Annotated in this window: 25 protein-coding genes; 16 read left to right on the forward strand and 9 right to left on the reverse strand. The window is 59.5% G+C overall.

Going from position 1 to position 19,668, the window contains the following annotated elements; translation table 11 throughout:
* Nucleotides 1-83: 83 nt before the first annotated feature.
* The 4 genes from EV586_RS07100 to EV586_RS07115 all read right to left on the reverse strand — a co-directional run bounded on the left by EV586_RS07100 (nucleotide 84) and on the right by EV586_RS07115 (nucleotide 3,388).
* Nucleotides 84-1,544 (reverse strand): protein adenylyltransferase SelO, encoded by a 1,461-nt coding sequence (locus EV586_RS07100; protein WP_132944373.1) that lies wholly within the window; start codon nucleotides 1,542-1,544, stop codon nucleotides 84-86.
* 114 nt (nucleotides 1,545-1,658) lie between these two features.
* Nucleotides 1,659-2,039: a DUF1801 domain-containing protein gene (locus tag EV586_RS07105; protein WP_207893862.1), complete on the reverse strand. Its 381-nt coding sequence runs from the start codon at nucleotides 2,037-2,039 to the stop codon at nucleotides 1,659-1,661.
* Nucleotides 2,036-2,599: a bifunctional transcriptional activator/DNA repair enzyme AdaA gene (locus EV586_RS07110; RefSeq protein WP_132944374.1), complete on the reverse strand. Its 564-nt coding sequence runs from the start codon at nucleotides 2,597-2,599 to the stop codon at nucleotides 2,036-2,038. Before EV586_RS07110 ends, EV586_RS07105 begins: the two co-directional genes overlap by 4 nt.
* 21 nt (nucleotides 2,600-2,620) lie before the next feature.
* Entirely contained in the window at nucleotides 2,621-3,388 is a 768-nt protein-coding gene (locus EV586_RS07115; protein WP_132944375.1) for an isocitrate lyase/PEP mutase family protein, read from the reverse strand.
* A 243-nt stretch (nucleotides 3,389-3,631) separates the two neighbouring features.
* Between EV586_RS07115 and EV586_RS07120 the strand changes: the two genes are divergently transcribed.
* Nucleotides 3,632-4,111, forward strand: coding sequence for a DUF6530 family protein (locus EV586_RS07120; protein WP_132944601.1), 480 nt, complete (start codon nucleotides 3,632-3,634; stop codon nucleotides 4,109-4,111).
* Nucleotides 4,112-4,138: 27 nt separating this feature from the next.
* Nucleotides 4,139-5,326: an MFS transporter gene (locus EV586_RS07125; protein WP_132944376.1), complete on the forward strand. Its 1,188-nt coding sequence runs from the start codon at nucleotides 4,139-4,141 to the stop codon at nucleotides 5,324-5,326.
* Here the strand turns inward: EV586_RS07125 and EV586_RS07130 are convergent.
* A complete protein-coding gene (locus EV586_RS07130; RefSeq protein ID WP_132944377.1) occupies nucleotides 5,303-5,740 on the reverse strand; it encodes a hypothetical protein in 438 nt (145 codons plus the stop codon). The genes EV586_RS07125 and EV586_RS07130 overlap by 24 nt on opposite strands.
* Nucleotides 5,741-5,878: 138 nt before the next feature.
* Here EV586_RS07130 and EV586_RS07135 point away from each other — a divergent pair, with 138 nt between their 5' ends.
* From EV586_RS07135 to EV586_RS07150, 5 genes are all read left to right on the forward strand, one after another.
* Nucleotides 5,879-6,703, forward strand: a complete 825-nt coding sequence (locus EV586_RS07135) for an MBL fold metallo-hydrolase (protein ID WP_132944602.1) — start codon at nucleotides 5,879-5,881, stop codon at nucleotides 6,701-6,703.
* 95 nt (nucleotides 6,704-6,798) lie between these two features.
* Nucleotides 6,799-7,611, forward strand: coding sequence for a gamma-glutamylcyclotransferase family protein (locus tag EV586_RS07140; protein WP_132944378.1), 813 nt, complete (start codon nucleotides 6,799-6,801; stop codon nucleotides 7,609-7,611).
* A gap of 35 nt (nucleotides 7,612-7,646) precedes the next feature.
* Nucleotides 7,647-7,781: a hypothetical protein gene (locus EV586_RS21585; RefSeq protein ID WP_279388280.1), complete on the forward strand. Its 135-nt coding sequence runs from the start codon at nucleotides 7,647-7,649 to the stop codon at nucleotides 7,779-7,781.
* Nucleotides 7,782-7,812: 31 nt separating this feature from the next.
* Nucleotides 7,813-8,373, forward strand: a complete 561-nt coding sequence (locus tag EV586_RS07145) for a GNAT family N-acetyltransferase (RefSeq protein ID WP_165898377.1) — start codon at nucleotides 7,813-7,815, stop codon at nucleotides 8,371-8,373.
* A 28-nt stretch (nucleotides 8,374-8,401) separates the two neighbouring features.
* Nucleotides 8,402-8,800, forward strand: coding sequence for a PH domain-containing protein (locus tag EV586_RS07150; protein ID WP_132944380.1), 399 nt, complete (start codon nucleotides 8,402-8,404; stop codon nucleotides 8,798-8,800).
* Nucleotides 8,801-8,867: 67 nt separating this feature from the next.
* Here EV586_RS07150 and EV586_RS07155 read toward each other — a convergent pair whose 3' ends face one another.
* Together EV586_RS07155 and EV586_RS07160 are read right to left on the reverse strand one after the other, a co-directional pair.
* Nucleotides 8,868-9,092 (reverse strand): hypothetical protein, encoded by a 225-nt coding sequence (locus EV586_RS07155; RefSeq protein WP_132944381.1) that lies wholly within the window; start codon nucleotides 9,090-9,092, stop codon nucleotides 8,868-8,870.
* 32 nt (nucleotides 9,093-9,124) lie between these two features.
* A complete protein-coding gene (locus tag EV586_RS07160) occupies nucleotides 9,125-9,433 on the reverse strand; it encodes a YciI family protein (protein WP_132944382.1) in 309 nt (102 codons plus the stop codon).
* A 123-nt stretch (nucleotides 9,434-9,556) separates the two neighbouring features.
* On the opposite strand from EV586_RS07160, the gene EV586_RS07165 reads away from it, so the two are divergent.
* Nucleotides 9,557-10,003 (forward strand): hypothetical protein, encoded by a 447-nt coding sequence (locus EV586_RS07165; protein ID WP_132944383.1) that lies wholly within the window; start codon nucleotides 9,557-9,559, stop codon nucleotides 10,001-10,003.
* Nucleotides 10,004-10,046: 43 nt separating this feature from the next.
* On the opposite strand, the gene EV586_RS21060 is transcribed toward EV586_RS07165, so the two are convergent.
* Nucleotides 10,047-10,562 (reverse strand): collagen-like protein, encoded by a 516-nt coding sequence (locus EV586_RS21060; RefSeq protein ID WP_165898379.1) that lies wholly within the window; start codon nucleotides 10,560-10,562, stop codon nucleotides 10,047-10,049.
* A 152-nt stretch (nucleotides 10,563-10,714) separates the two neighbouring features.
* On the opposite strand from EV586_RS21060, the gene EV586_RS07180 reads away from it, so the two are divergent.
* From EV586_RS07180 to EV586_RS07190, 3 genes are read left to right on the forward strand one after another with little or no spacing between them, the layout of a single operon-like run.
* Nucleotides 10,715-11,623 (forward strand): MerR family transcriptional regulator, encoded by a 909-nt coding sequence (locus EV586_RS07180; RefSeq protein WP_132944386.1) that lies wholly within the window; start codon nucleotides 10,715-10,717, stop codon nucleotides 11,621-11,623.
* Between the two features lie 14 nt (nucleotides 11,624-11,637).
* On the forward strand, nucleotides 11,638-13,110 hold the full coding sequence (locus EV586_RS07185) for a phytoene desaturase family protein (protein WP_132944387.1): 1,473 nt from the start codon (nucleotides 11,638-11,640) through the stop codon (nucleotides 13,108-13,110).
* A gap of 27 nt (nucleotides 13,111-13,137) precedes the next feature.
* Entirely contained in the window at nucleotides 13,138-13,626 is a 489-nt protein-coding gene (locus EV586_RS07190; RefSeq protein WP_132944388.1) for a DUF1722 domain-containing protein, read from the forward strand.
* Nucleotides 13,627-13,656: 30 nt separating this feature from the next.
* On the opposite strand, the gene bluB is transcribed toward EV586_RS07190, so the two are convergent.
* A complete protein-coding gene (bluB, locus tag EV586_RS07195; RefSeq protein ID WP_132944389.1) occupies nucleotides 13,657-14,322 on the reverse strand; it encodes a 5,6-dimethylbenzimidazole synthase in 666 nt (221 codons plus the stop codon).
* A 142-nt stretch (nucleotides 14,323-14,464) separates the two neighbouring features.
* Here bluB and cobA point away from each other — a divergent pair, with 142 nt between their 5' ends.
* The 5 genes from cobA (at nucleotide 14,465) to gatB (ending at nucleotide 19,655) form a co-directional block, all read left to right on the forward strand.
* Nucleotides 14,465-15,208, forward strand: coding sequence for a uroporphyrinogen-III C-methyltransferase (gene cobA, locus EV586_RS07200; RefSeq protein ID WP_132944390.1), 744 nt, complete (start codon nucleotides 14,465-14,467; stop codon nucleotides 15,206-15,208).
* Between the two features lie 60 nt (nucleotides 15,209-15,268).
* The gene (locus EV586_RS07205; protein ID WP_132944391.1) at nucleotides 15,269-16,336 is read left to right on the forward strand and encodes an FG-GAP repeat domain-containing protein; all 1,068 of its coding nucleotides are present in this window, start codon (nucleotides 15,269-15,271) and stop codon (nucleotides 16,334-16,336) included.
* Between the two features lie 111 nt (nucleotides 16,337-16,447).
* Entirely contained in the window at nucleotides 16,448-16,738 is a 291-nt protein-coding gene (gatC, locus tag EV586_RS07210) for an Asp-tRNA(Asn)/Glu-tRNA(Gln) amidotransferase subunit GatC (RefSeq protein ID WP_207893863.1), read from the forward strand.
* A gap of 5 nt (nucleotides 16,739-16,743) precedes the next feature.
* On the forward strand, nucleotides 16,744-18,189 hold the full coding sequence (gatA, locus tag EV586_RS07215) for an Asp-tRNA(Asn)/Glu-tRNA(Gln) amidotransferase subunit GatA (RefSeq protein ID WP_132944393.1): 1,446 nt from the start codon (nucleotides 16,744-16,746) through the stop codon (nucleotides 18,187-18,189).
* Nucleotides 18,190-18,203: 14 nt separating this feature from the next.
* The gene (gene gatB / locus EV586_RS07220; RefSeq protein WP_132944394.1) at nucleotides 18,204-19,655 is read left to right on the forward strand and encodes an Asp-tRNA(Asn)/Glu-tRNA(Gln) amidotransferase subunit GatB; all 1,452 of its coding nucleotides are present in this window, start codon (nucleotides 18,204-18,206) and stop codon (nucleotides 19,653-19,655) included.
* The last annotated feature ends 13 nt before the right edge of the window (nucleotides 19,656-19,668 follow it).

A 19,668-nucleotide genomic window follows, 5' to 3' on the forward strand; every position in this document is an offset into this window, starting at 1 on the left:
AGAATGATAGAGAGAATGATAGAGAGAATCAGATAGAGAAAAAGAGACAGCATCCGGGGGGATGGCTGTCTCTTTTCGTTTTATCAGGTGCCGCAGAACGTCCGGTACGGTACGGCCGAAGCGCCGGGGGCGGCAGCGTACTCTTCTTGTTCGGGCGAGTGCGCGTACGGGGTGGCGAGGACAGACAAGAGCCGCTCCAGCACGCTGAAGTCGCCTTGGCCGGCATACTCCAGCGCCGCTTCCACCCGATGGTTGCGGGGGATAACGGCCGGGTTGCTGTCGCGCATCAATTGCTGAGATGCTTCCCGCGACTCTGGCTGGCGGTCCTGTCTGCCGTTCCACAGTTTGAGCCACTCGGCAAATTCAGCGATGCCGAACAGCTCCGTCGCTTCGAGCTTGTCAAAAGTCAACGCGCGGAAGGTGTTGGTGTAGTCGGCTTGATGCTGCTCCATCAGGCCGAGCAGGATGTCGATCAGGTCCTTGTCTTCCGCTTCTGCGTTGAACAGGCCCAATTTGGCGCGCATGCCGGCGAGCCAGTGCGTGCGGTAGATGTCGGTGTACTGCGCGATGGCATCTTGGGCCATTTGGAGCGCCTGCTCCTCGTTTTCGTGCAGGAGCGGGATCAGCGTCTCTGCGAACCGCGCCAGATTCCAGCCGCCGATGTACGGCTGGTTGCCATACGCATAGCGGCCTTGGACGTCGATGGAGCTGAACACGGTCGCCAGTTTGTAGGTATCCATGAAGGCGCACGGTCCGTAGTCGATCGTCTCACCGCTGATCGTCATGTTGTCAGTATTCATCACGCCATGAATGAAGCCGACCAGCATCCATTTGGCGATCAGTGCCGCCTGGCGGTCGATCACCGCTTGCAGCAGGGCGAGATACCGATTCTCCGCGTCGGCCGCCTCCGGGTAATGGCGCTGGATCGCATAGTCGGCGAGCGCGCGGAGGTCGTCTGCACTGCCCCATTGGGCGGCATATTGGAACGTGCCGACGCGCAAGTGGCTGGAGGCAACGCGGGTCAAGATCGCGCCGGGCAAAGGATTCTCCCGGTAGACCGTCTCACCGGTCGCCGCCACCGCGAGGCTGCGGGTGGTCGGAATGCCCAGGCCATGCATCGCTTCGCTGATGATGTATTCACGCAACATCGGCCCGAGCGCCGCCCGCCCGTCGCCGCCGCGCGAGTAAGGGGTGCGTCCCGGGCCTTTCAGCTGAATGTCAAACCGTTCGCCAGTTGGCGTGATCTGTTCGCCGATCAGCACCGCCCGCCCGTCGCCAAGCCGCGTAAAATGCCCAAACTGATGTCCCGCGTACGCTTGTGCCAACGGCGCGGCGCCATCCGGAACGAGGTTGCCGGCGAGCACTTGCACGCCTTCCTCGCTCTGCAGTTCCTCTGCGTGCAGCCCGAGCGATGCTGCCAGAGCGTTGTTGAACAGAACCAGTTTGGGGGCGGGGACAGGGTTGGGATTCTGGCGGGAGTAAAAGACCTCAGGCAGCTGTGTGTAGCTGTTTTCGAGGTTCCAGCCGGTCTTGGAAGTTCCCATCGTTATCTGATCTCCTTTTCATTTCTGCTGCTTACTATCTTTTCCATGTCAGGAGGGGATCATGTAGCAAGCTCCGTCCCGTACTCGATTCTTGAGAGCGACCGGAGATTCCTTTTATTGTGCCGCTTCGATCCATCTCCTTACCAGTTCAGCGATCTGCTCTTCCTTGGCCTGCACGTCCTCCATGCTGGTCAATTTCAAGATCGCGCGGTCGTTCGCAGCCCATTCGAGCAGCCCGGTGGTGTCTTCGATCAACGGTGCTTGAAGCGGCGGTTGTTTTGCTTTGGCTCCGCAGTGGAAGATCAGGCGGAAGAAGCCTTTCCCTTGCAGGTTGAACGTGACCCGGTCTTCCTGTTGAAAACAGAAGCTGGGCGCGTTCCATTTGATCTGTTCGGTGATCCGGGAATCGGTGCGGAGAATGATCTGCCGCACCGCTTCGATCTCCGGTTTGAGCGGGTGGTTGAGCTGCTGCATGAACTGTTCAACGGGCGTCATGGCACGCGATGCTCCTTTCGGTATTCGCTGGGCGAGCAGTGCTTGATCCGGCGAAAGACTTTGTAAAAGTTGGACGGGCTCTGGAAGCCGACTTCGTAGCAGATTTCCAGATTGGTGAGGCCGGTGGTGGCGATCAGGAAGGCCGCTTTGTCCACGCGGTATTTTTCCAAATAGGCGCGGGGCGTTTCGGAAGTCAGCCGTTTGAACAGCCGCTCCAGATAGTAGGGACTGGCTCCGACATGTGCTGCGATGTCCTGCAGGACCAGCTTTTGTTTGTAGTGATCGACCAGAAAGGCCATGGCGCTGGTGATCAGCGCCATCTGCGGGGTCTGGTCGCGGGTCGGCTGGCAGCGTTTGCAGGGGCGGTACCCGGCTGCTTCGACGTCGGGCACGGTGTAGTAAAACTGCACGTTTTCCGGTTTGGGTTTGCGGGCTTTGCAGGAAGGGCGGCAAAAGATCCTGGTCGTTTTCACAGCTGTAAAGAACAGGCCGTCATAGCGGCTGTCACACGCGATGATCTTCTCCCACATCTCTGCAAAGGACAAGCTGAGCGTTTTCATCTTCCTGCTGCACCTCCCGATTTAGCGATAGAGCAGCGCGGTGTTCCGGCTCTCGAAGAGGGCGGAAGAGCACGCTTCCATGTACAGGATCACCTTGTCGGAGAACGCATTGCCGAAGCTCAAGCGTTTGACACCGAGCTCCTGCAGGCGCTGGCAATCGGTCAACTCCGGCAGCGAAAGCAGATTCAGCGGCACATCGACAGCCGCTGCGACCGCGCGGATGTCATCCTCGTCCTGCAAGCCGGGCACGAAGACCCCGCTCGCTCCGGCTGCCGCATACGCTTGTGCGCGGAGGATCGTCTCGGCGAGCGGATCAGGCTTTTGCAAATAGGTGTCGATCCGGGCGTTCAGGTAGAAGCCGAAATAGCCGTTTTGATCCAGCGCCGTGCGGATGTTGTGCAAAAGGGCACTGTGCGCGGTGATCTCGCGCAGCCCCGGTTCCTGTTTCCAAGAGTCTTCTAAATTGATGCCGGCAACTCCTGCCTCTGCGGCTTGGAGCACGTTGGCGACGATCTCTTGCGGGTCTTCCGAATAGCCGGCTTCGAGGTCAGCGGTGACCGGAATTTTCACATGCTCCACAATTTGTTTGACGACAGCAAGATTGTCTGCAAAACGGATCTGTTCGCTGTCTTGCCGGCCCAGGCTGTTCGCGATGCCCCAACTGGTCGTCCCGATCGCCGGAAAGCCGGCTTTCTCCAATGCCAAAGCGGACAGCAAGTCCCAAGCGTTGCCTAAAAAAAGAAGATCGCTGCCTGTATGCAGGTCGTGAAATCGCTGTATGTTGTTCATGTTTTCTGCCCCCTGAAATGTGATGCCCTCACTATATCAAGGGTGACAGACGAAAATCGTCCTCGATCTTGCTCTTCTAATCGAGATCGGGCAGGCTCGAGATTCCTTTCCTTTATTATGCAACAGGCGCGAGGGATTTGACAAAAGTGCGGGAGGCTGGATATACTGACATCAGTAATTCACTAAATCAGTAATTTACTGAATGTGACGGAGGAGAAAAAGATGGAAACCAACAACGAGAAAATGCCGATCCCGACCACGCTCAAGCATAAGCCGGTCGTGGTCGCGGAGGACTATCAACGAGTGGACGGGCGCTATGCACCGGTGTCGGATGCCAAGGGTCTGTCGGTCGGTTTGGCGCAGTGGAATGACCGCGGCAAGGTGGAGATCTCGGCCAAAGTCTGGCGGCACACCAGCGGAAAATGGTCCCGGCAGTCGGAGGAGTTGCCCTTGCATCGCGTGCTGGATCTGGCGATTCTGGTCTGCCGAACGATGCAGCATTTCCGCGAGGCGTATCGCTATGAACACCTGTATGATCCCCAAAATCCGGTCATCGACCGCGTGGGTCTGCAAGGCGCAGCGATGACGGTGGAAGTCTGCACCGACAACGAGCGGATTCGGGAAGACATCAAGCTGTTCAGCCAGGCGCTCAGCGAAGATGATGAGTTGAACGGGGAGCGTTTGCGCATGCTGTCGAGCATTTTGAAAGAGATGGGTTACTAAGGAGAACAGAATGGGGAGAAAGCGGAGATGTTTGCCAATCGGTATGTTCGTACGGTCGTGTTATCCAGAGTGCTGCTGCAGCTCGGGATATGGATAAGGAATTTTGCCATTTTGCTGTATATCACCGATGTGACGCAGAACGATGCGTTTTATGTTTCGATGATCTCGGTCGTGGAATACGCGCCGATCTTCCTGTTTGCGATCATCGCCGGCACGTTTGCCGACCGCTGGCAGCCGAAGCGAACGATGGTCTGGAGCGACCTGCTGTCGGCCGTTTCGGTGGCGGTGGTGCTGCTCGTGCTGCAGCAGGGGGTTTGGCTGGCGCTGCTCTTGGGTACGTTCGTCTCAGCGAGCCTGTCCCAATTTTCCCAGCCGTCGGCGACCAAGCTGTTCAAAATGAATGTGCCGGCAGAGCAGTTGCAAGGCGTGATGGCGATGTTTCAGTCGTTGATCGCGATCTTTATGGTGATCGGGCCGGTCATCGGGACGTTTCTGTATCTGGAGTATGGCATTGAGACGTCGCTTCTCTTGACCTGTCTGTTGTTCGTGGGCTCGGGCGTGATCTTGATGTTCCTGCCGCGCGACGTGGAGGAGCGGCAGGGGCAGGCGAGGGCGGGCTTTTTGGCCGAGATGGCGGAAGGCATTCGCTACATCGGCCGGAACCGCGCGCTGCGGGCGCTCGGCGCCACGTTTTCGGTGTCCGGGCTGGCGGCCGGGCTGATCACGCCGCTCTTGCTGTTCGTGACGATGGAGAAGCTCGGGCAGGATAAGCAGTTCCTGCAATGGCTGATGATGGCCAACGGAGCTGCCATGCTGGTCGGCGGCGCGCTGATCATGACCTTCGCGCGCAAGGTCAAGCCGCAAGCGCTGCTGATGACCGGACTGCTGGTCAGCGCGGTCTGCACGATCGGAGCGGGGACTTCCACGCTCCTGCCGCTGAGCTTTGCGTTGCAGATCATCGGCGGCTTGGTGTACCCGTGCATCCAAGTCGGCATCCAGACCCTGCTCATGCAAAATACCGAAGCCGCCATGATGGGCCGCGTCGGCGGTGCGATCACCCCGATCTTCATGGGCATGATGGTGCTCGGGATGTCGTTTGCCGGGTATTTGAAAGATCTGATTTCGTTGGAAGCGGTCTATGCGATCAGCGCCAGCCTGCTGGTGATCGGGGCGATGCTGCTGGTGCCGCTGTTACAAGCGCGGCCGACTGAATAATTTGGCACCGGCAAGAGTGAGCAGGGAGACGTGATAAAAGAGCAGCGAGCCTGCCGCGCCATACAAGAGAAAAAATCCGAATCCTTCCAGCCGTTCTCCCCAAGGCGCCTCCCAAGCCACCACCAGCATGAAGATAACAATAGCAGGAACGGCTGCCAGCACGTACAGGACAACTGGAAGAAGTAGCTGGCAAGCGGTGACGTGACATGTCTTTGGGAAGCAATCCGGTCGATCAGCAGAGATAGCGGAATGCCGAGCAGAAACAGACTGGAAAAAGACCACGTATACGAATTCGCCTCCGATTGCGGCTCCAACGAACCCGGAATGGCCAACACTGTGCATAAAAGGATGGTGGATAGCAGTGCGGTGATGATTTTCTGAAGCATCCAGTTGCACCTCCTTGTTTTCTTTCACAGTTGCGTTTCCAGAGGCACCACAAGCACTCCAAACGCACAAATGGATAGAAAATTATACCACAGCTGGTGTATGGAGGATAGATCGATGGCGAACGCTACTCCTATCAACCGCTGGTCAGGAGGCGTAGTTATGGAGATGCAGGAAAATCGGTACTTGCAGCAGTTAGCCAATCTCAATCCGATCGCGTCGGTGCATGAAGTGCTGCCCGATCTGGTGATGCTGCGCACGGCGATTGCCAACGTCTGTCTGGTCGGGGAGCCGGGCCGGGCAGATTGGGTGCTGGTCGACGCCGGGGTGCATTTTTTCGGAGGGCGGATCGCCGAGACGGCCGAAGAGCTGTTTCGGAGACCGCCGCAAGCGATCGTGTTGACCCACGGGCATTTCGATCATGTCGGGTCGCTTCAAGAGCTGATCGAGCGCTGGGATGTGCCGGTCTACGCGCATGAGCTAGAACTGCCGTATTTGACCGGGCAGGACAACTATGTTGAGCCCGACCCGACGGTCGGCGGCGGGCTGATGGCGCGGATGTCGTTTCTGTACCCGAACGAAGGCATCGACTTGGGGGATCGCGTGCAGGCATTGCCCGCCGATCACAGCGTGCCGGGCATGCCGGGCTGGCAGTGGGTCCACACGCCGGGACACACGGTCGGCCACGTCTCGTTGTTCCGTGAGCAGGACCGGGCGCTGATCGCCGGCGACGCGTTCATCACCACCCGGCAGGAGTCGGCGCTGGCGGTGATCTTGCAGGAGCTGGACGTGCACGGGCCGCCCGCGTATTTTACCCCGGACTGGGCGGCGGCGTGGGACTCGGTGCAGCGGCTGGCGGCGCTTAAGCCGCAGTATGCCGTGACCGGGCACGGACTGCCGCTGGCAGGTGCGCAACTGCAGCAGGGCTTGGAAAAACTGGCCCGGGAGTTCGACACGCTGGCGATTCCGAAGCACGGACGGTATGTGCAGTAAGCCTCGTTCCTATGCACAAGAAGCGGATCTCCTGCCGAAATCTAAAGTCGCACATGCTACAATAGAAGAAAGAAAAGCAGGGGAGGCGAAGCGGCATGGCAGAGACGGTTTTTGTGTATGGAGACTTCGAGCAGGCGGGCGTGCGCGTTGCGGAGCAGAGCTGGATCGAAGGCACACTGTGGGATACGGGGAAAGGGTACCCGGCAGCCAGCCTCGGTACGGGCGGCCAGCGCGTGTACGGTTCGCTGTATGAGCTGGAGCCAGCGGAGTTGGCGCAGTGGGAGGCGCTGGCCGGGCAGCGCGGACTGTCCCGCCAAACGGTACAGGCGGAGACGGATCGCGGAGCTGTTGCAGCGTTGGCATTTGTCCAGCTAGCGGAGGAGATACCGGACAGTTTTGCAAAAATCGAGCTGGGCGACTGGCACGTGCACCGCAAGATGAACAGCCTGCCTTTGCTGTACTTCGCCTACGCGTCCTGTCTCGATACGGAGCGCTTTCAGTTAGCGGGCGTCGACGGGCACTTTGCGGACATCGCGGGGCTCGGCGTGCTGCACGGGTATGCGCTGCGCTTTACGTACCTCGCCGGAGACGGCGCGGGGCGGGCCGATGTGGTCGAGGAAGGCGGAGCGGTGGAAGGCAAGGTGTATCGGATCGGGCAGGAAGCGCGCGACTATCTCTGGGTGCGGGAAGGCGTGTTGACTGCGGAGTACCGCCCGGCGTTCATCACGGTGGAGATGAACGGCGAGCTGCACGAAGCCTTGACTTTCCTCGTCGTGCACAAGGCGCCGGCCGACATCCCGCCGCCCGCGCATTATGTGACGGAGATTCTGCGCGGGGCGGACGGATTTGTGACGCCGGAGTATTTCGCGTTTTTGCAAAAGGTCACCGGACAGACGGGCGGGAGGTAGGCTGCCGGCACCGTTCCTGCACGAGGCTTGGCAAGTTGGCGACAACGTTGGCCAGGTCTTTTTGCGCGCTGCGGGCGGAGGAGTTGACCCCCGTTTTCGATCTGGAGAAGCTCCCATCCGGCCCGGTGACATGGGACGAAAAAGTGCTTCGTGGGCGCTTGGCGATGTGATAAAATGGAAAAAACAGCTGGAGGTGCCAAGTTGAACGTTGAGGTAAAGAAGCTGACTCCTGATCTGGCGGAGTCGTTTTTGCACTTTTTTGATCATGTGGCGTTTCAGGACAATGAGCGCTGGGCGTCCTGCTACTGCTATTTTTACCGCCGTGAGTGGGCGGACGGGGAATGGGACGGGCGCAGCGCCGAGGAAAATCGGGAAGCTGCCGTACAGTGGATCAAGGCCAACGGGCTGAACGGCTATCTGGCCTTCGCCGACGGCGAACCGGTCGGGTGGTGCCATGCCAACGATGCGCAAAACGTGGTCAAAAGCGCGGATGTCATGCGGGAGCCCGAGGCGAAGACGGGCGTGTTTGTCTGTTTCATCGTCGCACCGGACCAGCGCGGGAAAGGCATCGCCACGGCGCTTTTGCGCGCGGCGTGTGCAGGTTTTAAGGCGGAAGGCTATCAATATGTCGAAGGCTATCCGAACAAGCGGGGCGAGACGGTGCAGGATCATTACCACGGCCCCTTTTCGATGTATGAGGAAAATGGTTTTGAAGTGGCAGAAGATTGCGAAGACCGCGTTGTAATGCGGAAAACACTGTAAGTGCTTGCAGGAGAAGGCAGGAGAAACCATGAGATATCCCAGTAAAAAAGGACCATTTATCTATCTGTTCTTCGGCGGAACGCTGCTGTTCCTGCTGGTCGTGGCCGGCATTGCGATCCTCGACCGCGAGTGGCCGGCCATCGTGATCGTAGTGGCGACGATGGCGCTCATACTCTGGCTCTTTAACACCTATTATGAATTCCGTGAAAACGAGCTGTACATCAAAGGCGGCCCCTTCCGCTGGCGGATTCCGTACCAGCAGATCCGGTCGGTGCGTAAGACGAGAAGCATCATCTCCGGCCCGGCCTTGTCGCTCGACCGGATGGAGATCCGCTCCACTTACGACTCGGTGCTGATCTCGCCGGAGCGGGAGGCGGAGTTTCTCGCCGAGCTGAAGAAGCGCAGCCCGCAGCTGCGAACCGAATAGCGACACAAAAAGCATCGGAGGCGCTCCGATGCTTTTTCCTTTCACGTGCAGCTTTCCCTCAACGAGGCTAGGCGGTGATCGTCAAATACAGCGCAAATGCGCCGATCATCAGCAGGCAGCCGCCCATCGCATAGCCGAACAGTTGCAGCCAGCGCGGCAGGAGCCGCAAGTTGACCTCCTTCATCGGCTCACCCATGACGCGCTGCATCAAGGCGAGGTCTTCATTCAGCGGTTCTTGCGGGATGATCGCCGGACGGGCCGGCTGTGTTTCGTGCAGTCGATTTGCTTCCATGGTCATGCCTCCTCAGGAATGATGGGGGATGATCAGTCTCTTCCTTTCAGCAGGGCGATGCCGTACGGGCGCACCGTGACGGTCATCACGCCTTTGACGACGGCCGGGTCGTTGTTCGCGATCTCCTGCGCCTGTTCCGGCGAATCGGCATAAAAGATGCACAGGCCGAGCGGATCGTAATCTTGCGTGCGGCCGGCGATCACGAGCTGGTCCGCAGCGAGCAGCCGCTGCAGGTAGGCAAAATGATCACCGATCACCGCCTGCTCTGCGGGCGTAAGCGTTTCGGGCAGATCGGGGCGGGACGGGCGCAGCTGGTACAGATAAGCGGAACGCGGGGACATAGGGGGACGACCTCCAGTGGTTTACATTGTTTGGTAATTTCTATTATAGCAGAACCAACTGGGCTCCCGATACATATCCTGACGATGACTGCACCACGTTTTTCCCAGAAGGAGTCGATTCCGATGCGAAACTATATCGGCTGGATGTTGAGCAGCCTCTCGCGCAAACGCTGGAAACGCTTTTCGAGCGCGAAGTTTCAGGTGACCTTTGAGTATCCGCAGAACTGGATTCGGATCGAAGAGGAGCGCTATCAGGGCCGCGACGGCTGGTTCCAGGTCGCAGCAGCGGCCGGTGACGACGGATTGGAAGCGGTGTGCCAGCGCGAGGCTTACCATAAGTTCAAACCGTACGGCACCAAGCCCAAAATCAAAGCGGCGCGCCATTTCGGGCGGGACGCCTGCTACGTGTTTCCGGGTGAAGATCAGCCAAAGGAGATGAAAGCACAGTCGGCGTTCATCGTCGAATATCCCGCCCCGGTCGAGATCGACAGACAGAAGTACCGCTATCTTGTGCTGTGGGCGGATGAAGAGCACATTCGCCATCTGGTCAGAACGCTCAGGTTTCGATAATGCAAGCGCGAAAAAGCGCCGGAGCGATCCGGCGCTTTTGGCGTTATGTGCATTGGAAGTATTCGATGCGGTTCAGATTGAGACCGAGATAGGACCAGCTGAATCCGTTCCAGCGGAATCCGGCGACCGTGCGGCGGTCGAGGAAGACCGGGTAGAACCAGAACGAGCCGCCGCCACGCAGCCAGACGTACGTAAAGCGGTACAGGCACGGGCGCAGCGACGGTGCGCTGACCGCCAACTGCTGCGGGAAGCCCGCTGCCGTCACCGGCTTTTGCGGCACAAAGTTCGGCGGCGGCGTGGTCGGAGCCATGGCAGGACCACCGGGCACACCGCCGGGACTGCCCGGAAAGCCGCCTGGAGTGCCGGGGAAACCTCCCGGAGTGCCGGGGAAACCGCCTGGAGTGCCGGGGAAACCGCCCGGAGTGCCCGGAAAACCGCCCGGAGTGCCCGGGAAACCTGATGTGCCACCCGGGAAGAATCGCGGATCGTACCCATACATAGCAGGGAATACTCTGTATTCAAACGCTGCGTCATAGCGTTTTTTCTTACGCTTAGACATTGGATGTCATCTCCTTTCGTTCACTGCTTTCCAGCCTATTCAGCACGTAGGCTTTCGGCTACAAGGAGACAAAATCTGACGGAGGAGAAGTGGAAAACGGCGCACCAGAACTGTATAATAATTGTATAACATATAGGATGTGAGTCGAATCCATGTACAACATCAAGTCGGTCGCCCAACTGCTCAACATGCCGGCGGTGACGATTCGAGCGTGGGAGCGCCGGTATCAGGTGGTCAACCCGGTGCGCTCCGAGTCGGGACACCGATTGTACAGCGAGCAGGACATCGAAGATCTCCGCTGGCTGAAAGTCCAGACGGAGGAAAAAGGCGTCAACATCTCGCAAGCGGTCAAAATGCTGGAGCAGATCCGCGCCGACCGCGCACTGGAAGCTGAACAGCCAAAACTGAATTTGCCTGTGGATGAACCCGTACAAAACGCAGAACAATTGCGCAATTTGTTATATGAAGCATGCTTGTCCTTTGATTTGGAAAAAGTAACCGAGCTGATCAACATGGGATTTGCCATGTTCCATTTTGAAAAAATGTTTCATCACGTGCTCGCCCCGCTCCTGCAGCAGATCGGCGATGACTGGGAGCGCGGCGTGGTCAGCGTCGCCCAGGAGCATTTTACGAGCAACATCATCTTGCAGCGCTTCCATCAGTTTTTCCAAATCTTTCAGACCAGCCCGCGCCTGCCGAAAGTGCTGGCCTGCTGCCCGCAGGGGGAGCAGCATCAGATTGGGCTCCTGCTGTTCATGCTGTTTTTGCGCCGCAACAACACCGAAGTGATCTACCTCGGCTCGGATACCCCGCTTGAAGGCTTGGAACTCGTCATCGAAAAGAACGGGATTCGCGTGCTGGCTCTGTCGCTGACCGATTCGCGCCTGCTGCCCGACACGGAAGTGCTGCTCGACCGGCTGACGGCGCGCTTTCCGCACCTGCGAGTCGTGCTTGGCGGCTCCGGTTTTCAAGACGTGGCGGAACGCTGGCAGCCGATGCGGCTGGACGGCGGAATGGACGAGTGGACGAAGTGGTTCCGCCGCGAGTTGGCGGCGGAGTGAACGGAGGAGACGAGATGAACGTGCGCGATGTGATCGTCGTCGGAGCCGGATTCGGCGGCTTGTCGGCCGGCGCCTTGCTCGCCAAGCGAGGGCTGGATGTGCTGCTGCTGGAGAGCTCGAACGAACTCGGCGGCTGCGCGGGGAAATTCGACCGCGGCGGCTACCGCTTTGCCGTCGGGGCGACGCTTGGGATGGGATTTGAAGCAGGAGGCACGCTGGCGGAGCTGTATCAGGAGCTCGGGCTGCCCTTGCCGCAGATGAAGCTGCTGCCGATCATCATGGATGTGCACCTGCCCGACCTCGACATTCGCTACTATCAGGCGAAAGTCCGCTGGTACGAGGAATTGGAGCGCCAGTTCCCGCAGGAGCATCAGCAGATGATCCTCTTTTACGAAGAGCTGATTGCGGTCGCGGAGCAGTTTCAAAAGATCATCGCCCGCAAACCGATGTTCCCGCCGGTCGACTGGCGGGGCTACAAACAAGTGCTCGGCATGGCCAATCTGGAAAATGCCAAGCTCATGCCCTACATGCTCCAGACGGTACAGGACCGCTTGAAAAAATACGGCTTGGCGGAGCACCGGCAGTTTGTCGCCTTTTTGAACGGCCAGCTGATCGATGCGGTGCAGACGACCGTTGCAGGCTGCCCGGCGTTTCTCGGCTACATCGCGCTGAACGTGTTTCACCGCGGTGCGTTTTACATCTACGGGGGCTTGGCGACGGTGGCGGAAGACCTCGCCGGATCGATCCGCACACATGGTGGCACCGTGCAGTTGCGCAGCCGCGTGCAGCAGATCGCCAAGCGCGGCGATGGATGGGAAGTGACGACCGCCAAGGGGCAGCGCTATCACGCGAAACAAGTCGTGCTGAACAACTCGATCCACAACCTGCACGGCCTGTTTGACGCCGATCTTGGGCGCAAACTGCGCGTGCGTGAAGATGAGGAAAGATCCCGCCCTGCCTGGGGCGCGTACGCCCTCTATCTCGGCTGCAGAGACGTGTTTGCTTCGGAGGCGCTGTTTCATCAGTTTATCGAACAGTATGAGGCACCGCTGACCGAAGGCAATCAGTTTCTCGTCTCGCTGTCAGCAACGGACGACCGGCTGCGGGCGGCGGAGGGCAAGCGGGCGCTGACGATCTCCACGCACACCGCGCTCGACCGCTGGTGGGAGCGCAGCAGGTACGACGAGCTGAAAGCGTCATACACCGAGCGGATCATGACCTCGCTGGAGCGCAAGTTTCCGCAGGTGCGCGCGGCGGTGGATATGAGCCTGCCTGCGACACCGGTGACGTTCCAGCGCTATGTGCTCCGCGAGCGGGGCAAAGTCGGCGGGTACATTCCGTCTGGCAAATTCAGCTGGATGAGCTCCTATTCGCCGCTGTCGGGACTGGAAGGCATGTGGCTGTGCGGGGACACGGTGTTTCCGGGTGCAGGAACGCTTGGCACCGCCCTGTCCGGCTGGATTGTGGCAGACCGCATCAGCCGCTAAGCGAGCAAGCAAGTGAGGAGGACCTTCATGGAAATGATGAGCCAAGAACTGGAGCAGTTGATCCAAGAGCGCCGCGAACGCCTGTTGCTCGAACTGCAGGTGCTCGAACTGGCCGTGACCGACGGGCAGCAGTTGGAGACCTTGTGGCACAAGATGAAATTTGTCGTGCTCGAAGGCGACCCGAGCGGGTACTTTCGCATCCGCACGCTGCTTAACAGCCACCGCGCCGGCGCGATCTCGTTTGCGATCGCCAAGCAAAACGTCTTTCGCATCTATGTTGACGCCATGCGCTCCGAACTGCTGCCGTCAAACATGGTCAACCTGCTGACCCACATTTGGGGCTACCTGAAAAAGCATGTCGACGAAGCGGACCGCGCCGTGCCGATCGCCATGCTGGCGCGATTGTCTGCCGGCGATCACAGCGTGGTCAAACCCTTGTACGATCTGTTTGCCGAACTGCATCTGAAGATCGGGAAAGAAAATCTGCTCGATCCGTCGTTAAGAAACGTCGTTTGAATGAAGCCGTTTGAAAAAAGAAGGCTCACCTTAGCGGGAGCCTTCTTTCTCTTTGTTCTGCCACGAGTTGTAGTGCAGCAGGTTCTCGAAGCTTTGGCGTTTAGCCCAGCCCGATTTTTCCAAGATTGGCTGGTCGGGATACTCGTCAGTATAGCCGAACGAGAGCAGGGCGGTCGCGTCGATGTGCGGCGGGATGTTCAGGATGCGGCGCACGTCCGACTTTTTGTAAAAAGAGACCCAGCCCATGGCGATCCCTTCCGCGTACGCCGCGAGCCACATGTTTTGGATCGCACAGGCGACCGACAGAATGTCCGTCTCCGGGATCGAATTGCGCCCGAGCACATGGTCGCCGCCTCGCGTCGGGTCGCAGGTGATGCAGACGGTGAGCGGGGCTTCGCGGAGCCCTTCGACTTTGATCGCGAGAAACTTGTCATCGCGCCCTTCGGCGGCAAAATGGATCGCGAGGGCGCGGCGCTCTTTGTCGGCCGCTTCGGCGAGCTGGTGTTTCACCTCGGGCGCGGTGACGAGGATGAAGTCCCACGGCTGCATGAAGCCGACCGACGGGGCATGATGTCCGGCCAGCAGGATGCGGCGGATCTTCTCCTCGTCGATCGGGGCGGGCAGGAATTTGCGAATGTCGCGGCGGTTGTGGATCGCTTCATAGACCGCGTCGCGCTGCATGTCGGTAAAGTTCATCGGAATGGCACCTCCGTTTGAGTTGCTGCCTTGGTCGTGCTTTCAAGTTTACTATATTGCGCGGAAGACGGTGCTGACAATTTCTCTTTTACCAAGTATAATGGGTGGAAAACTTGGGTTAAGGTTGAAGGGAGAGATCGGGATGGCTGGAATTGTCTATTTGGTAGGTGCGGGTCCGGGGGACCCCAAGCTGATCACGGTGCGAGGGGTGGAATGCATTCAGCAGGCGGACGTGATCGCCTATGACCGCCTCGCCAATCCGGTGCTGCTCGACTATGCCAAGGCGGGCGCTGAACTGATCTATGTCGGCAAGCTGCCGGACCGCCATTCCCTGCCGCAGGAGGAGATCAACGCACTGCTCATCGCCAAGGCGCAGGAAGGCAAAGTGGTGACGCGCCTGAAAGGCGGCGATCCGTTCGTCTTCGGCCGCGGGGGGGAAGAGGCGCTGGAACTGAAGAAGCACGGCATCCCCTATGAGGTCGTGCCCGGCATCACCGCCGGCATCGCCGCGCCGGCCTACGCGGGCATCCCGGTCACGCAGCGCTACGTGTCGTCCTCTTTTGCGGTCGTCGCGGGCCATGAGTGCCCGATCAAAGAGCAGTCCAGCATCCGCTGGGACAAAATCGCCACCGCTGTCGACACCCTTGCATTTTATCTTGGCGTCAAAAACCTCCCTTTAATCTGCGAGCAGCTGATCACGCACGGACGCGACCCGAAAACGCCGGTCGCCATCATCCACTGGGGCACGATGGCCGAGCAGAAAACGGTCGTCGGCAACTTGGAAACGATTGTGGAGATCGCCCGCCAGGAGCAGATTTCCAACCCGTCGATCATCCTGGTCGGCGATGTGGTGAATTTGCGGGAAGAGATCAAGTGGTTTGAATAAGCACAGGTAGGCAACCGCCTCTCCGCCTGCATATCATGAGGTGAATGGAGGGGGAGAGGCATGGAGTTTGCGGTGATACCGGATTATCTCTATGGCGCGTCGGTGCGGGTGAACGGGAAGTGGCTTGGGATCGTCGAGGAGCGCCCGGTGAAGTTCCGGATCGGAGACGTCAAGGCGTTTACGCTGCTGGTGGAAGTGTCGCCGCTGCAGAGCGACCCGACGGGCGATGTGACCGCCGTGCCGTTTGCGCGGGTCATCAAGATCAAGGACGGTGCGATCGTGCCGCCGGAGGTGGAGCCGGACGGGGCGCTGCATGTGCGGAAGACGGCGCAGGGCCATGAACTGCATTTCGTCTATCCGAAGGTGGAAGTGCTGGGGCAGGGGCTGGAGACGCTGCTGGTGCCCAAACAGACGGAGTCGGCCGACTTCGACCATGACGGGCGGCTCGATGTGGCGGAGACGTTTGCGACCAATCTGCGCGGACATGTGCGGGTGCGGTCGGCGACCGGGCGGATTTTGCTGCAGGAAGTCTACCCGGACAACGAGTTGCACATCGCGGCGGCCGATCTGAACCGGGATGGCCGGCCCGATCTGCTGATCTTCTGGCGCGGGGCGCTGGATGAGCCGTTGCTGCAGCTCTGGGACGGTGCGGACGGCTCGATCAGCACGTTTGCAGGCTTCACCGGCATCCGGCGTACCGCTCGGGCGGAGACGTTGTTGGAAAAAAAGGTGCAGACGCCGTTTCGGGAATGGGTGGAGCTGTATCGCTTCCAGCCCGTGCCGCACGAGTCGCCGCAGTTCAAACTGGTGCGCACTGAAGACCGCACTTTGCAGCGCGCCGACGTGGAGGGGGAAACGTTGGAAGCGTTCCTCTCGTCGTTCGAAGCGGGTGACCGCAAAGGGGCGATGTTATACCTGACAAAAGGGACGCCGTTGCCCGAGCTGAATTTTTACGCCCATGAGATCGACCGCGTGAACGGCGGGAATCTGTCCGCCATGGTGTATCATTGGATCGAGCCGGGCTATTACGATGAGGAGCACGTTCTGGCGTTCGATCTGGTCCGCCAGCCCGATGCGGTCAGCGAGTGGAAGATCAAGAGCATCCAACGGAGAGTTCATGGCAGATAGCGCCGTGGACTCTTTTTTGATCAAGCTGTGGACAAGTTGCTGGAAAAATTGGGTGTATGCTATAATTTCTAAATGGTTTCCAGTATAGAACGGCTTTGGAGGTGCGCTGTGATGAGCATCACACGGCAAGATGTTGAACATATCGCCAACCTGTCGCGCCTGACGTTGACAGAGGAGGAAAAAGTCAAGATGGCCGAAACGCTCGGCAAAATCCTCGACTTCGCAGGCGAGCTGCAAGCGCTGGACGTGACAGATGTCGCCCCGACCACCCACTCGATGCCGCTGCAAAACGTGCTGCGCGAAGACGCAGCCCGCCCGTGGCTGACCCAAGACGAAGCGCTGTCGCATGCACCCGATCAAGCGAACGGACAATTTCGTGTGCCTGCGGTGATGGAGGGATAACCAACATGTCGCTGTTAGACGCGTCGATACGCGAACTGCATACCAAGATCACCCGCAAAGAGCTCAAGCCGTCCGAACTGGTCAGCGCCTCCCTCGAGCGGATCCGCGCGACGGATGACAAGGTGAAAGCGTTCCTGCACGTTAACGGCGAGCAGGCGCTGGCCGCCGCGCGGAAGATGGACGAAGCGATGCCGGCAGATGCAGGCCTTTTGTTCTGCATTCCGGGCGCGATCAAAGACAACATGAACACGAAAGGGTTGCCAACTACCTGCGCTTCGAAGCTCCTCGCGAACTACGTGTCGGCGTATGACGGCACCGCGGTCGCTAAGTTGCAGGCGGCCGGCGGTATCTCGGTCGGCAAAACGAACATGGACGAGTTCGCGATGGGTTCCTCCGGCGAGAACTCCGGCTTCTTCCCGACGCGCAATCCGTGGGATCTGGAGCGCGTGCCGGGCGGTTCCTCTTCCGGCTCCGCAGCGGCGGTGGCGGCGGGACAAGTGCTCTTTGCGCTCGGTTCCGATACGGGCGGCTCGATCCGCCAGCCTGCCGCCTACACCGGGACGGTCGGGCTTAAGCCGACTTATGGCCTTGTGTCTCGCTTTGGTCTGGTCGCGTTTGCTTCCTCGCTCGATCAGATCGGCCCGTTCACCCGTACCGTGGAAGACAGCGCCATCGTGCTGCAGGCGATCGCCGGGCACGATCCGCTCGATTCCACCTCGGCGAACGTGGAGCTTCCGAGCTATCTGGAAGCGTTGACCGGAGACATCAAAGGCCTGCGCATCGGGCTGCCCAAGGAGTATTTCGAAGCGGGGCTCGACCCGGCCGTGCGCGGGCAGATCGAGCGGGCGATAGAGACGCTGGAAGGGCTCGGCGCGACGTTTGGCGAGGTCACGCTGCCGCACACGAAATACGCGGTGGCGACCTACTACCTGCTCGCCCCGGCCGAAGCGTCGTCCAACCTGGCGCGTTTTGACGGCGTGCGCTACGGCGTGCGGGCCGAAGCGGACAACCTGATCGAGATGTACAAGAAGACGCGCGGCGAAGGGTTTGGCGACGAAGTGAAGCGCCGGATCATGCTCGGCACGTACGCGCTGTCGTCCGGCTATTACGATGCCTATTACCTGCGCGCGCAGAAAGTGCGGACGCTGATCAAGCAGGATTTTGACAGCGCTTTTGCCGATTTTGACCTGATCCTGTCCCCGACCGCGCCGACGACGGCGTTCAAGTTCGGGGAGAACGTGGATGATCCGCTGACGATGTACTTGAACGACATCTACACCATCCCGGTCAACCTCGCAGGCATTCCGGCGATCTCCGTGCCGTGTGGCTTGGCGAACGGACTGCCGGTCGGCCTGCAATTGATCGGGAAGGCGTTTGACGAATCGACATTGCTGCGCGCCGCGCACGCCTTTGAACAGGCGGCAGGATTCACGGCGCGGCCGGCGCTGTAAGGAGGAGAGCGAAGATGACCGCGACCCAGTCACAGTCTCAGTACGAAACGATCATCGGTCTGGAAATCCACGTCGAGATGAGCACGAATTCGAAGATCTTCTGCGGCTGCTCGACCGAATTCGGCGCGCCTCCGAACAGCAACGTCTGCCCGATCTGCCTCGGCCACCCGGGCGTATTGCCGGTGCTGAACCGTGAAGCGTTGAACAAAGCGATGAAGGCGGCCTTGGCGCTGAACTGCCGGATCAACACCGAGAGCAAATTTGACCGCAAGAACTACTTTTACCCCGACTCGCCGAAAGCGTATCAGATCTCGCAGTACGACAAACCGATCGGCGAGCACGGCTGGCTGGAGATCGAAGTGGGCGGCGAAACGAAGCAGATCCGCATCAACCGCGTGCATCTGGAGGAAGATGCGGGCAAGCTGACCCACGCCGAAGACGGCTCGTCCACCCTGATCGACTTCAACCGTGTCGGCGTGCCGTTGATCGAGATCGTCTCCGAGGCGGACATTCGCACACCGGAAGAAGCGAAAGCCTATCTGGAGAAGATCAAAGCGATCATGCAGTACTGCGACATCTCCGACTGCAAGATGGAAGAGGGGTCGTTGCGCTGCGACGCCAACATCTCGCTGCGCCCGTGGGGGCAAGCGGAGTTCGGCACCAAGCGCGAGTTGAAAAACATGAACTCCTTCTCCAACGTGCAGAAAGCGCTCGAATATGAACAGGCCGCCCAAGCGGAGCTGATCGGGCAGGGCATCGAGATCCTGCAGAGCACCTTGCGCTGGGACGATGCAGCGAAGAAGACGATCACCATGCGCACCAAAGAAGATGCGCATGACTACCGCTACTTCCCGGAGCCGGACCTCGTGCAGCTCGCGATCGACGACGCGTGGATCGAAAGCATCCGCGCTACGATCCCCGAGCTGCCGACCGAGAAGAAGGCCCGCTACATTGCCGAGCTCAGCCTGCCGTCCTACGATGCGGACGTGCTGACCGCGTCGAAGCCGGTCGCCGACTTTTTTGAAGCGACCGTGGCGGGCGGGGCCGATCCGAAGGCGGTCTCGAACTGGATCATGGGCGACTTCCTGCGCTACCTCAACCAGCACGGCTTGGAGATCACCGAGGCGAAAGTGCGGCCGGCACAGCTCGGCGCGATGATCCACATGATCGGCACAGGCAAGATTTCCCTCAAGATCGCCAAAGATGTCTTGAAAGACATGTTGGAGACGGGTCGCGACCCGGAGCAGATCGTTGAGGAAAAAGGCCTCGTGCAGATCTCCGACGAAGGAGCGCTGGGCGGGATCATCGAGGAAGTTCTTGCTAACAATCCGCAATCTGTGGAAGACTATAAAGCGGGGAAAGAGCGCGCCCTCGGCGCCTTGGTCGGCCAGGTGATGAAAGCGACCAAAGGCCAGGCCAACCCGGGGCTCGTGAACAAACTCATTTTGGAGCGCATCAATGCGTAGTCAGACTCGTACT

The organism is Tumebacillus sp. BK434, assembly GCF_004340785.1.
Taxonomy (GTDB): Bacteria; Bacillota; Bacilli; order Tumebacillales; family Tumebacillaceae; genus Tumebacillus_A.